Raw genomic sequence first — 14,089 nt, 5'->3', positions numbered from 1 at the left:
AACGAAAGGTGTTTTTATTTGTCTCATTATTTTAGGTCAGTGCCGGTAATGGCTGAAGGGGCTTTTCTTTATTTACAATATATACTACATTGCTTGAACTGCGTAGGAAAGAGCTTCAATATCATGTATTTTTTCGTGAGAACGTATAACATGTGCATCTACTTTTTCGATTCGAATGGCAGTTCGAGATGTAATGCCATATGTGATTTTAAAGAAGTTTTGTTGGTAAGTAACGTAAATAGACGAAACTCTACGTTTGAAATTTAGTGGAGAACTTGAAACGCCACAGTTTAATTTCAGCACTTCATGGTATTCAATAAAATAATCGACATGATAATCTGTCAGCTCAGGGAATATTTGTGACGTAATAGTGCCACGCGAGTTTGCAGCTGAAAAGATAATATGTGTAAGATCTGTCATATTTTCTTTTAAGCGCGCGCGTAAAAATCCTTTTACTGAGAAAGTATCATGTTTGAAGGTGATAAGTTGTTTTGTCATAAATCCGCTCCATTTAAATAGTCTTAATGTCTCTATTGTAATATAAAAATTGCATAAAAAGTTACAATTTTAGTGGATTGTCATAAAAAAATTTCAATTGCATATGTCGTACGGGACACGTATATTTAGTGTAACGAAATAAAAGGTGGGGTTGTATGAAACGCTGGCTTCAAGAATGGTTACAAACGATTCGTTCGTTTAATCGAAATATACGATATTTTATGCTTGCGAATGTCCTCATTCAAATTGGGATGGGTGTTTTTTCAGTTATGTATAATTTATACATTCGACAATTATCTTTACCAGAAACGGTCAGTGGTAGTGTTATTGCGGTAATGTCTCTTGCTACGGCATTAATGCTTATACCTGCGGGCGTGATTAGTGATAAAATCGGGCGGAAGTGGATTATTATTGCCGGCACATTATTTACGGCGATAACACTTGCTGGTCGAAGTATTGTTATGACCGAGCAGCCGATGTTAGTTCTTGCGTTTATGACCGGAATTGTTTGGGCATTCGTACAAGTTTCAGGTGTGCCGTTTTTAGCAGAAAATTCGGCACCGCGTGAACGTGTACATTTATTTAGTATTCATTTCTCCCTCGTAACAGTGGCGAGCGTGATTGGGAACTTATTAGGCGGGATTGTAGCGGATGGCTTTATGTTTTTCACGTCGATGACAAGCGTAGAAAGTATTCAAGCATCGTTGCTCGTAGGGGTAGTTATTTTTGCATTAGGGATTTTGCCACTTGTGAAACTAACGGCAACAGCGCAATATGTCGAGCAAGATAAATCAAGTGTTGAACGTGAAGATGTGGTGGAGACAGGCTTTAAAGATAATCTTAAAATCATTGTGTTATTTGCGTTTGCACAGCTTGTGATTGGCACAGGCTCTGGGCTTGTTATTCCGTACTTAAATTTATATTTTGCTGACCGCTTTGATGCGTCAAACTCTTATATCGGGCTTATTTTAGCGCTCGGCTCTGCGATGACAGCTGTTGCGATGTTGATTGGTCCAGTCGTTGTAAAGCGAATTGGGAAGGTCAATGCGCTAATCGTCTTTCAGCTTTTATCCATCCCATTTTTATTTTTAACGGCATTTACATCCTCGTTATTTTTAGCGTCAGTTGGCTTTTTATTGCGCCAAGCGTTAATGAACGCAGGAAATCCGATTCAAAGTGCTATTGCGATGGAAATTGTTGCAGATAAATATAAAGGGCTTGCAAACTCGGTTAACCAAATGGTGTTTAATTTAGGGTGGGCAACAATGGGGCTTCCAGCAACATGGCTCGTAGCAACCTATGGCTCTTATTGGGGATATGCGTATGCGTTTAGCATTACGGGCGTTTTATATTTAAGTGCATCATGTTATTTTTATATGATTTTCGGGCGACGTAAAAAACAGCGTGAACAAACGGTGTAAAAAAGCTAGGGTGTCGAGTAGTACTCGGTGCCCTAGCTTTACTGTTGCGCTCGTTATTCGTATACGTGGAATAACATGAGATCATGTATATATTTTTTGACGTTTTCTTCATCCGGCGGTGTCGCATCTAACCAGCGAATATCGCCTTCTTTATTATATTCGGCACGGTAACGTTCACGCTTGTAAAAGAACGTCACCACCCAGCCAGGAAGTGCCTCATTATAAAGAGGTTTAAAGCTAAAATGTTGAATCATATATGCTCCCCCAATCTTTCGTTATTGTAAGTATTCGTGAGAGATGTGTCATTTCCTCTTTTTTTAGCAATTCTGTTATAATAGGCTCACGACATGATAGAAGGGAAGCAGTAGGCAAATATGGATGCATTTATGACGATTTTATTTATGGTTGTTGTTGGGTCAGTAATCGCCGGGTCTACAAACCATTTAGCGATTAAAATGCTCTTTCATCCGTACGAAGCAAAATATATTGGCAAATGGCGTGTACCATTTACACCAGGACTTATTCCGAAACGACGCGAGGACTTAGCGATTCAACTAGGTTTAACCGTGTCTAATTATTTATTAACGCCCGATATGTTCCGCGACAAAATTTTATCACCAGAAGTGCGTACGATGGTGGGAGATTTTGCACGTACAAAAGTGGAAGAAACGGTTTTTCGTGATGACCGTACATTAGCAGAATGGCTAAAGGTAGCTGGTTTTGAACATTTACCACGTACGATTGAAGGTAAGGTGGATGAAGTGATTGCCACACAGTTTAAAAGTGTGCAAAATACACTGGCGACGAAAACCGTTCGTGAGCTTTTACCTGCTGATTTTGAGGCAACAATCGACAAAAAAGTACCGGAGCTTATTACGTATTTAATTGAAAAAGGCGAAACATACTTTAAATCGTACGAAGGACAAGTAACGATTCAAAACATGTTAGATGATTTTTTAAACTCAAAAGGCTCACTAGGTAATATGGTACAAATGTTTTTAGGTGGCGATACAAGCACACTTGCTGAAAAAATTCAGCGAGAGTTACTGATGTTTTTACGTTCTGACGGTTTGTATGATATTTTATACAATTTAGTGCAAACAGAGTATGATAAATTAAAAGATAGACCTGTTACGGATTTTACAGCGGATATTGATTTTAACCGTATTGAAGAGACGGTTAAAACATATGCGAAAAAAGAGATGAACTTAGATGAGCGTTTAAATTATTCAATTCATCATTACTGGCCACAAGGAAAGGCATGGGCAACAGAAGACTTATTGCCGAAGATGCTTGACAGAGGCTTCGTAACAGCTGAGAATAAAATAGAAGACGTTGTGAAAAAACTGAACTTACAAGAGGTTGTGCGTCAGCAAGTCGACACATTCCCTGTACAAAAGTTAGAGGAATTAATCCTTGGTATTTCAAAACGTGAATTTAAAATGATTACAGCACTTGGATTTTTACTGGGCGGGATTATCGGTCTCATCCAAGGATTATTCGTGGTGTTTGTAGGCTAAAAAAGGGGAACTAGACATGCAACAATTAACAGCACAACTACAACAAAAATTAAAAGAAACAGAAGAGTTTGTCGCACTATCACGTGCAATTGACGATGTAACAGCAGACGATCAAGCACGCACATTATTTACAAACTTCCGCGATGTGCAAGTGAAGTTACAAGAAAAGCAAATGCAAGGGCAACAAATCGAAGAAGATGAGTTACTATATGCACAGCAAGTAGCGCAATTAGCACAACAAAACGAAAAAATCTTACGTATGCTTGAAGCAGAAATGACATTAAGCCAAATTATCGAGTCTGTAACACGTGAGCTTGTAACGCCAATTCAAGATATGTACGATAAAATGTAATACAGTCCTTTAACGGTGATCACATCCGGTGAGGACAGTATTAGAGAAACAGCAAACTGACAGATGTCGGTTTGCTGTTTTTTTGATCATGGCGAGGTTCGTTTCAATAGGCGCTTTCCGCGGGCAAAGCTTATGTCGGGATGCATCACTAAGTATTTGTCACTTTGATGAACTTGTTTTCAAAAGATCGTGTTCTTTCTCGACCACATTGCTGTGCTGTATAGTATCGAATTTCCACTTCCATCCTAAATGCATTTTTATCGAAAAAACCTGCATCTATTTTTACAATTACTATAAAGCATGATATAGTGAAAATTTGAAATATGTCTTTATTATGTATCGATGCATGAATGATTTTGCGTGAAAAAATAAGGTGAAACGAAGCACCGGATACGTCTAAAAACTATTAGTAGAAAGATGGATTAAAACGATGAAAACAATTAATATACGTCAAGCGTTTCCAGAAGATTGGATTCGTGTATTACACAATATAGCAAACCTGTTTTATGAAGATACAACGATTGTTCACGGTGACAATGAAGCTGATATGTATTTTGATTTAGCTTACGAGGTACAACATAACTATACGGTTGCGACATCTGCGACAATGACAGTAGCAGGACAAACATTTACAAACACGTATGAAAAGCAATACGACACAGCAGGCACGGAAAAAGAAGTACGTATTCGCTGTAAGCGTGCATTATCACACGTAATGTTAGATTGCTTAGAGCAATTTACAGGTGTGACACAAGAATGGGGTATCTTAACGGGGGTTCGTCCGACGAAACTATTCCATAAATACCGTAAGCAAGGCATGCCAGAAGCGGAAATTTTTGCGACATTACAGGCGGATTACCGTATTTCAGATGGCAAAATTGAGCTAATGAAAGAGATTGTGGAGCGTCAATTAGCAACGATTCCAGATTTAGACAATATCGGGCGCGAAATTTCTGTTTATATTGGTATTCCGTTCTGTCCGACGAAATGTGCGTATTGTACATTCCCTGCGTATGCGATTCAAAGTAACCGTAAAGTAGGACGTGTTGATACGTTCTTAGACGGTTTGCACATTGAAATTCGTGAAATGGGTAAATGGCTAACGGATAACAATATGAAAATTACATCGATTTATTGGGGTGGTGGCACACCAACGTCGATTGAAGCACATGAGATGGATGCACTGTATAAAACGATGTTTGAATCATTCCCGAATCCTGAAACAATCCGTGAAATAACAGTTGAAGCGGGTCGTCCGGATACGATTACACCTGAGAAAATTGACGTGCTGAAAAAATGGGGCATTGACCGTATTTCTGTAAACCCACAAAGTTATACAGATGAGACATTAAAAGCGATTGGTCGCCATCATACGGTGCAAGAAACAATTGATAAGTTTTGGTTATCCCGCAATTCAGGTATGAACAATATCAATATGGATTTAATTATTGGCTTACCGAATGAAGGGATTGAAGAATTCCAAAACTCATTAGATGAATCAGCGAAGATGCAGCCAGAGTCATTAACGGTACACACATTATCATTTAAACGTGCGTCTGAAATGACACGTAATAAAGATAAATATAAAGTAGCAGACCGTGATACCGTTGCTGAGATGATGAATATGGCACAAGTATGGACGAAAGAACATGATTACGTACCGTATTATTTATACCGTCAAAAAAATATTTTAGGTAATCTTGAAAACGTGGGCTATTCAAAAGTAGGCGAAGAGTCGATTTACAACATCGTTATTATGGAAGAAGTACAAACGATTTTAGGGATTGGCTGTGGCGCATCATCAAAATTTGTGAACCCAGAAACGGGCAAGATTTGGCAGTTCCACAACCCGAAAGACCCTGCTGCGTACATTATGACGTTTGCAGAATCCATTGATAAAAAAATTGAGCAACTTGATGAGTTATACAATCGTCAATTAGTGAAATAAACGACAAGGATTGCATAGAGAGATGTCTCTGCGCAATCCTTTTTCGTACCTGTTACAATAGAAGAGAGTATAGATAGAGAGGATTTTGACTATGAAAAAATGGTGGTTGCTCGGAACCGTACTAATGAGCACCGTATTAGCAGGATGTCAGCTTACAAATGAACCAGCAGAAGCGGGCGACACGATGCGTGTACACTTTTTAAATGTTGGGCAAGGAGACTCGATTTTAATTGAATCCCCAACAGACGAGTACATGTTAATTGATGGTGGAGACAAAGGTTCAGGGAAAGAAATCGTGGCATATTTACGCGAGCAAGGTATCGATACATTAGATTATGTCGTCGCGACGCATCCAGATGCAGATCATATTGGTGGGCTGATTGATGTGCTTGAATCAGTGGAAATTGAGCAGTGGTTAGATTCAGGCAAAGCGCATACATCGCAAACCTATATTGAAATGCTAACGTTAATTGATGAAAAAGAGATTGATTTTACGGTGGCACAAACAGGCGATATGGTGGCGTTTGATGAAGCACTTGATGTTGAAGTCGTATATGCTGATGAACAAGCGAGTGATAATAATGAGGCATCGGTTGTATTGAAGATGACATACGGAGACCGATCGTTTTTATTCGCAGGTGATGCGGGTATTGAGATAGAAAAAGGGCTGTTAAGCGAAAATATTCAAGCGGATGTTTTAAAGGCGGGGCATCACGGTTCGAATACAAGTAGTTCAGAGGCGTTTATAAAGAAAGTAGACCCTGAAATTACAATTTTAAGCTACGGACAAGATAATAAATACGGTCATCCACATAAAGAGGTAACGGATATTTTAACGAAGCAACAGTCACTTATATACGCAACAGCACAGTCAGGTACAATTATTGTGGAAACAGACGGTGTCAATTTAAGCGTAGATGATGCTGATGTGTGGCAATCAGATGGCAAAGCGACAACGAAGCCAATAGTATCTGCAAGTGGCGAGCAAATGGTGACGATTACGAAAAAGGACGCTGTAAGTGAAGTGGTCACAATTAAAAATACAGGCACAGCACCGGTGAATTTAAGTGGCTGGACACTTGTTTCTGTGCAAGGCGACCAACGTTTTGTATTTGACGATTATACATTAGATGCGAACAAAAGTGTGCATATTACAAGTGGCGATAATCGCCGAGATGGTGGAGCTTATATACACTGGTCGGGACGTCAAATTTGGGCGAATGATGGAGATGAAGCGCAGTTATTAAATGCTGAAGGAGAGATTGTGCATGCCATTGACTGAATATACATTAGACCGTTATGAACATGATTATGCAATTTTTTTGAAGCGACCAGAAGAATGTGAGCAACTATTAGTGCATCGTTCAGAAATGTTAGGCACAGCACAAGCTGGCGATATTTGCACTGTTATTCCACAAAACGGTAAGTTTATCGTGCAAGTGCTGTCGAACAAAACGAAGCAAGTACAGCACCAAGCGGAAGATTTATTAGCGAAGCTACGCAATAAAAAGAAACGCACGTAACGAGCACTAAATAAAGATAACACGAGCATGGGCTAAAACCCTTTTCTAAATGGAACAAAACCACGGTGAACATGACAGTCGCCGTGGTTTTATTTTATCAGGTATATGGTCGAGAGTACGCGACGACAACAGCTGCATATCATCATAATTACCTTACTTTTCAGACATGTCAGACCACTTGTGGATGCTTTCGTATGCTAAAATAAAAGAGTAAAAAACTAACCATTTAGGAGTTGTACGAATGAGCATTAACACCGTTATTTTTGACTTAGATGATACATTATTATGGGATAAGCAAAGCATTCAATCAGCGTTTGATAAAACATGTGAATATGCAGTGACAAAAGTAAATGTCGATGCAAAAGCGTTAGAAGAAGCGACACGCGAAGCAGCACGTGCATTATATAGCGCTTATCCAATATATGACTATACAGTAATGATTGGGATTAACCCGTTTGAAGGGATGTGGGGAACATTTGATGACCCAACGCCACAGTTCCAACAAATGAAAGATATCGTGCCACAATATCGTCGTGATGCATGGACACAAGGTTTAGCGAAATTAGGAATTGATGACCCAACATTCGGTGCAGAACTAGGGGAACGTTTTGTAGCAGAGCGTAAAGTGCACCCTTATTTATATGAAGATACATACGAAATTTTAGATGCGTTAAAAGGAAACTACAAGCTCGTACTTTTAACAAATGGTGCACCAAGCTTACAAAACTTAAAGTTAGAAATTACACCAGAATTAGTGCCATATTTCGACCATATTATTATTTCAGGTGATTTTGGTAAAGGGAAACCTGATGCGTCTATTTTTGAACATGTATGTGACGTGGCGGGCATTACAGCTGATGAGGGCATTATGGTTGGTGATAACTTAATGACGGACATTTTAGGTTCATCACGTATTAATATGCGCAATGTATGGATTAACCGTGAAGAAAAGGTAAATGATACAGATGTTACACCGACATATGAAGTAACATCATTAACAGCGTTTTACGCGCTGTTAAAAACACTATAATCAAAACTAGGATGTGTGAGCAGTAAGCTGTTCGCACATCCTTTTTTCGTGAATACAAATAAAAAACGAGCCACCGAAGAGGTGAGTGGCTCGTTTTGAATGATTATAGGTTAATTGCTTTTACTTCGTCGATATTTTCAAGCTCTGTTACGTATGCGATATCTTCTGTTGCTACTGCGTTATCAACAGATAATAACATAACAGCTTGTCCACCAACTTCAGAACGACCTACTTGCATCGTTGCGATGTTGATTTCTTTTTCAGCTAATTTTGTCGCTAGACGACCGATTGCACCTGGTTTGTCTGTATTTTTCACGTAAAGGATTGTGCCTTCAGGTTTTACATCAACACCGAAACCTTCTACTTTCACAATACGAGCACCTAAACCGTTTAATAACGTACCAGAAACTGTGTGTGTTTCATTTTCTGTTTTTACTTCGATTGTAATTAAAGAAGTGAAACCTTTTGCAGTTGTTGTTTTATGCTCGTTAATTTGGATGCCGATTTGTTCAGCTAAGTAGCGAGCATTTACGTCATTTACATGCGTACCTTGTTTTGTTGAGAATAAGCCTTTAATAGCATTCGCAGTTAATGGACGAACATCGTAGTTTGCTACTTCACCAGCATATGATACGTTTAATTCTTTTACTGCTTCACCTGTTACTTGGATTAAGAATTTACCAAGTTGCTCAGCTAATGCGAAGAATGGCTCAACTTGTGCAAGCTTTTCTTTCGGAATAGAAGGCATGTTTACAGGGCTTGTTACTGTACCTGTGTTGAAGAATTTAATGATGTCATTTGATACATCAACCGCTACAGATTCTTGTGCTTCAATTGTAGATGCACCTAAGTGTGGTGTTGCAATTACTTGTGGTAATGTTAATAATTTATGACCAACAGCTGGCTCTTCGATGAATACGTCAAGAGCAGCACCTGCTACTTTACCAGCAACAATTGCATCGTATAAGTCATCTTCATTAATAATACCGCCACGAGCACAGTTAATAACACGTACGCCGTCTTTCATGATAGCGAATTTATCTTTATTAATCATATTGCGTGTTTCTGGTAGTAATGGTGTGTGCACTGTAATGAAATCAGCTTGTTCACAAATTTCATCCACTGTTGCTTTTGTTACACCAAGTTCTTGTGCGCGTTCTTCTGTTAAGAATGGATCGTATGCTAATACGTTCATACGAGAACCTTTTGCACGGTATGCTACTTCAACGCCGATACGTCCGAACCCTACAACACCTAATGTTTTGTTTTTTAATTCAACACCTACATATGATTTACGGTCCCATTTGCCATTTTGTAATGTATTGAATGCTTGTGGGATATGACGAGCTAAAGAAGTCATCATCGCGATTGTATGTTCAGCAGCAGAGTTTGTGTTACCATCTGGTGCGTTAACAACGATGATACCGCGCTCAGTAGCCGCTGTTAAGTCGATGTTATCTACACCAACACCTGCACGACCGATTAATTTTAAGTTTGTAGCAGCTTGAATTACTTCGCGGTTAACAGTTGTTTGAGAACGTACTAATAAAACATCTACGTCAGCGATTTTAGAAATTAATTCATCTTGCGTAAGACCTGTATCAACGATGATATTTAAATCTAAACCTGTTTGCTGGCGTAATGGGGCAATCCCATCTTCACTTAATGGATCTGCGATGAAAACGTTAATAGCTTTTGTTGCGACTGTCATAATAAATTAACTCCTTTGTTGTGAACTGTAATGTAGTAGTTGCGCCTAATGCGCGGTGTTTGAACAAAAGTGACAAACGAAAGTATGGGTTACAGTAGAAAAGATGCTTCATATCGGTGTCGCTGGATTCTCCTGTCCAGTGCGTTTTACAAATGAAAATGATACGACCCTCTGTCCGACAACATTTTATTTATAAAAAGAAAAGCTTTCCACTCCTTATAACACACATACTGGTTGTGTCATAAGGGGCGAAAAGCTGTAATTAATATCGAAGCGTTACGCGGTGCCACCCTTGTTCACTGCAAAAAGCAGTCTTCATTGCTTACATAACGGGTAAGAGCCGGATTAAGTTACTATTACTTCGCCTAATCTATTCAGGAGTGGAACATTATTAAGCATTCTACTGATTTTCACCAACCATCAGCTCTCTACAAGAATAACTCTAATAAGTATGTCTCCGTCACTATAATTTGCTTGATTAAATTTGTAACTATCATAAAGCCTATTGTTCACCTTTGTCAACGTAATTTTTCGAAAAAATTGATATAAACGAAAAAAAAGACGTTTATAAAATCTTAAAACCGAACTATTTTTGGTTTTTTGTTGTTGATAGTTCGTATTATTGGAGAGGACAAAATGAAAAGGATTGCTCGAAAACGCTTTATTATAGTGAAATAAACGGAAAATTTAGAAGTTTAATTGTTTGCAATAATCTTAAAAATAGCGTGATTTTTAAAACGCTTTCATCGAGGAAAGCGAACATTCAGCAACATGCAAATATTTTGCGAGGAAAGAGGGATTTCAGTAGGATAGTGCGAAATAAGAGGAATAAACGATTATGAAAAAGAGATTACGGGCATAAATGAATAAAGGTTTGAAAGGGGGATTTTTAGATTGACGTTAACCTACATTGAATGGTTTATTCAAATTGGATTGATTGGGGTCGTCATTTATTTTATTACAGGACGCTTAATGGGAGCGCAAGTTAATTTTTTACGCAAAATTATTTCTGTCGGTTTAAGTGTTGTGCTGACAACATTTATATATTGGTATACATACTTACGCCACACAAATTTTAGCGATTCACAGCAGTTTCATATTGTAGCCGATGCGAGTGCAGCGATTTGGGTGGGCTGTATGTTACTGTTATCGATGCTCTTTTATTTACTATTAGAGTTGGTTGAGCCAATGCAATTAAAAGGTGATGCCGATGTGCAGCATAAATCATTGTGGCGTCGCTTACGTAGTCATTGGCGTCATCAGCGTCGTTTACGTGAAATTTTAAAGGTGGCGATGACAAATGGTCTTTCAAGAACAATCAAATATGCACGTCAGCCAGAAAATCAGCGTGAACTAGCGATTGGCTTGCGCGATACGCTTGAAAAAAGCGGTGGCATTTTCATTAAGTTTGGACAAGTGTTGTCGACGCGAAAAGAGCTATTCCCAGACATTTTTATCGAGGAACTTGAGAAACTTCAATATAGCGTAGCGCCACTTGCGCCTGAGAAAGTACACCATATTTTGCATCATGAGCTGCCTTATAAAGTGCATGATGTGTTTGCTTATATCGACCCGAAGCCACTTGCAGCAGCGTCGATTGGACAAGTACATCGCGCAACATTATATAGTGGGGAACAAGTGATTATAAAAATTTTACGTCCAGAAGTGAAGCAAGTATTGCGGGATGATTTAGGATTACTTGTCGATTTTGCAACATGGTTTTCTACAAAATCATCGTGGGCAGCGAGTTTAGGCTTTAAAGAATTAGCGATGGGCTTTGCAGAAACGATGAAAGAGGAAATGAACTTCACCATTGAGCTACGCAATACGATGCAGCTTGATAAAGCACTTGAAAACAATATTTACCATATACATGTACCGAAAGTGTATCCAAAGTATAGTGTTAAAAATTTACTAGTGATGGAGTATATTGAAGGGAAAAGTGTTGCGGAAGGGCATCAAATTTTTGCGGAGCATCAAGTAAACCGAAAAGATTTTGCACGAGATGTATTATACTCTTATTTTGAGCAATTATTATTCGTTGGTGTATTCCATGCAGATCCGCATCCAGGTAATATTTTAGTCGATAAAAAAACAGGGGAGCCGGTATTGCTTGATTTTGGTTCGGTAGGTCGTTTAGCTGTGCAACAACAAGAGGGCTTAAAGCTATTCTTCATGGGTATACAGCTAGATGAACCAGATGTTTTATACGATGGGGTAACGATGCTTGTTGAAAAGATTGATTTGTCGCAGCGAGATAAAATGGAGCAAGCGATTTCGCAAGTGTTAATGCGTATTACGTATTTAGATCATATTCCAGCCGAAGAACTGGTCGGTATGATTTTTGAGCTTGTGCGCGATTACGGCTTAAAATTTAAGCCGTCTGTCGCATCCGCATTGCGAGGACTAGTGACACTAGAGGGAACTTTACATGTTATTGACCCTACATTTGATTTCTTTGAGGAAGCAAAGGACTTTTCAGCAGAATATATGCGTGCATCATTTACAAAGCCGTTCCGTGAACCACGTGAAACGAAACAAAAACTTGAAGAAGAGTTATCAACGATTTTGCCACAGCTGCGAAAAATTCCACGACGTCTCGATAAAATGTTGCAATTAGTAGAAGCGGGTAAAGTTGTATTGCACCATGACTTCTTCTCGGATAAGCAATCGGTCAATTTCATTCGAATGCTGTTTTCCCGCATTGTGCTATTATTGGTCGGTGTAACATTTAGCGTGATTTCTGTAGCATTACTTGCGGTATCTCAATTTATACATGAAGCATTTGCGGTCTATTTAAATACAGCCGCGTATATGGGCCTATTTTTAGGAGCGATTTTACTCGTACGTGTGTCTGTACAAGCACTTCGTGATGAAAAAGATACGAAAGATTAAAAAAATAAGTGTATTGAGATGATAAGAATTTGTGGGTGCGCTCGCTATGCGGAGTAACACTAAAAGCAAAAAAATATCCTTCAGCAGTTGTCGTTGCTGAAGGATATTTCTTTTTGTCCCAGTCAATTTGTTATTTCTATAATTGTTATACCGCGTGCTTTGCAGCGATTTTTTCGATTTGTGCTTCGATTTGTTCAGATGTCCATTCGTGCTTTTCAACGAAATAGTTCGGTGTTGCGCGACGACATTCATCTGAGCAGCTACGCATATAAAATGCTTCATGTTCTTCTTTACAAAGCATTAGCTTATGACATTTTGGGTTTGCACAGTTTGTATAACGCTCTGTCGGTTCACCAGTGAAGAAATCACGACCGACCACTTCTTTGTCGACTTTATTAATTTCTACGCTGCGACGCTCGTCAAACACATACATTTGCCCATCCCACATTTGTCCTTGCACTTCTGGGTCTTTGCCATATGTCGCAATACCGCCGTGTAATTGACCAACAGATTCACCGATACCTTCACGCTTTAACCAGCCTGAAAATTTTTCACAACGAATGCCGCCTGTACAATATGTTAGTACACGCTTACCCTTGAATAAATTTTTATTGTCACGAATCCATTGTGGCGTGTCACGGAATGTTTCTACTTCCGGTTTAATCGCACCGCGGAAATGACCTAAATCATACTCATAGTTATTACGCACATCTAAAACAACTGTGTTATCATCTTGCATTTGTTCTAAAAATTGCTGTGGCGATAAATAGTCGCCTGTAATTTCATGTGGATTGACATCTTCCTCATGTAAACCTAAGTGAACAATTTCACGACGCGGACGCACGTGCATTTTTTTAAATGTATGACCCTCTACCTCGTCGATTTTCCACATAATATCTGCAAATTGAGGAGTGTTATTCATATGCTCCATATAAGCATTTGTTTGTTCAACTGTACCTGAAACCGTACCATTAATACCTTCTGTGCCAACTAAAATACGACCTAATAAGCCTAATTCTTTACAGAATGCTAAATGCTCTTCTGCAAATGCTACCGGATCTTCAATTGTCGTATATTTATAATAAAGTAAAACACGATAATCTTTCATTGATTAGTTCCCTACCTTTTTTACTTGATTCAACAATTAAATATAGCATATTTTCACGCAAGAAGGAATTCACAACATTACTC

12 protein-coding genes and 1 other annotated feature are annotated in these 14,089 nt (G+C 38.8%); of the genes, 8 read left to right on the top strand and 4 right to left on the bottom strand.

The window, feature by feature from the left end:
* Positions 1-84 precede the first annotated feature (84 nt).
* Positions 85-498 carry a hypothetical protein gene (locus A6M13_RS06400; RefSeq protein WP_066544000.1) on the bottom strand — a complete coding sequence of 138 codons (414 nt, stop codon included), beginning with the start codon at positions 496-498 and terminating at the stop codon, positions 85-87.
* Positions 499-653: 155 nt separating this feature from the next.
* Here A6M13_RS06400 and A6M13_RS06395 point away from each other — a divergent pair, with 155 nt between their 5' ends.
* On the top strand, positions 654-1,919 hold the full coding sequence (locus A6M13_RS06395; RefSeq protein WP_066543999.1) for an MFS transporter: 1,266 nt from the start codon (positions 654-656) through the stop codon (positions 1,917-1,919).
* Between the two features lie 53 nt (positions 1,920-1,972).
* Here A6M13_RS06395 and A6M13_RS06390 read toward each other — a convergent pair whose 3' ends face one another.
* Positions 1,973-2,173 (bottom strand): YheE family protein, encoded by a 201-nt coding sequence (locus A6M13_RS06390; RefSeq protein ID WP_066543998.1) that lies wholly within the window; start codon positions 2,171-2,173, stop codon positions 1,973-1,975.
* 120 nt (positions 2,174-2,293) lie between these two features.
* On the opposite strand from A6M13_RS06390, the gene A6M13_RS06385 reads away from it, so the two are divergent.
* The 6 genes from A6M13_RS06385 (at position 2,294) to A6M13_RS06360 (ending at position 8,292) form a co-directional block, all read left to right on the top strand.
* Entirely contained in the window at positions 2,294-3,439 is a 1,146-nt protein-coding gene (locus tag A6M13_RS06385; RefSeq protein WP_066543997.1) for a DUF445 domain-containing protein, read from the top strand.
* A 16-nt stretch (positions 3,440-3,455) separates the two neighbouring features.
* Positions 3,456-3,791 carry a YlbF family regulator gene (locus tag A6M13_RS06380; RefSeq protein ID WP_066543996.1) on the top strand — a complete coding sequence of 112 codons (336 nt, stop codon included), beginning with the start codon at positions 3,456-3,458 and terminating at the stop codon, positions 3,789-3,791.
* A 430-nt stretch (positions 3,792-4,221) separates the two neighbouring features.
* Positions 4,222-5,739: a coproporphyrinogen III oxidase gene (locus A6M13_RS06375; RefSeq protein ID WP_066543994.1), complete on the top strand. Its 1,518-nt coding sequence runs from the start codon at positions 4,222-4,224 to the stop codon at positions 5,737-5,739.
* A 91-nt stretch (positions 5,740-5,830) separates the two neighbouring features.
* Positions 5,831-7,021 (top strand): MBL fold metallo-hydrolase, encoded by a 1,191-nt coding sequence (locus tag A6M13_RS06370; protein ID WP_066543992.1) that lies wholly within the window; start codon positions 5,831-5,833, stop codon positions 7,019-7,021.
* Complete coding sequence (locus A6M13_RS06365; RefSeq protein WP_066543989.1) at positions 7,008-7,262, top strand: DUF3006 family protein; 255 nt, start codon at positions 7,008-7,010, stop codon at positions 7,260-7,262. Before A6M13_RS06370 ends, A6M13_RS06365 begins: the two co-directional genes overlap by 14 nt.
* A gap of 241 nt (positions 7,263-7,503) precedes the next feature.
* Positions 7,504-8,292, top strand: a complete 789-nt coding sequence (locus tag A6M13_RS06360) for an HAD family hydrolase (RefSeq protein WP_066543988.1) — start codon at positions 7,504-7,506, stop codon at positions 8,290-8,292.
* 103 nt (positions 8,293-8,395) lie between these two features.
* On the opposite strand, the gene serA is transcribed toward A6M13_RS06360, so the two are convergent.
* The gene (serA, locus tag A6M13_RS06355; protein ID WP_066543987.1) at positions 8,396-10,003 is read right to left on the bottom strand and encodes a phosphoglycerate dehydrogenase; all 1,608 of its coding nucleotides are present in this window, start codon (positions 10,001-10,003) and stop codon (positions 8,396-8,398) included.
* A gap of 241 nt (positions 10,004-10,244) precedes the next feature.
* Positions 10,245-10,476: a binding site (T-box leader), on the bottom strand.
* A 421-nt stretch (positions 10,477-10,897) separates the two neighbouring features.
* On the opposite strand from serA, the gene A6M13_RS06350 reads away from it, so the two are divergent.
* Positions 10,898-12,898, top strand: a complete 2,001-nt coding sequence (locus A6M13_RS06350) for an ABC1 kinase family protein (protein WP_066543985.1) — start codon at positions 10,898-10,900, stop codon at positions 12,896-12,898.
* 145 nt (positions 12,899-13,043) lie between these two features.
* On the opposite strand, the gene trhO is transcribed toward A6M13_RS06350, so the two are convergent.
* A complete protein-coding gene (gene trhO, locus A6M13_RS06345) occupies positions 13,044-14,006 on the bottom strand; it encodes an oxygen-dependent tRNA uridine(34) hydroxylase TrhO (RefSeq protein WP_066543984.1) in 963 nt (320 codons plus the stop codon).
* Positions 14,007-14,089: the final 83 nt, after the last annotated feature.

The organism is Caryophanon tenue (assembly GCF_001700315.1).
GTDB lineage: Bacteria > Bacillota > Bacilli > Bacillales_A > Planococcaceae > Caryophanon > Caryophanon tenue.
This window is presented reverse-complemented; position numbering and strand designations above follow the sequence as displayed.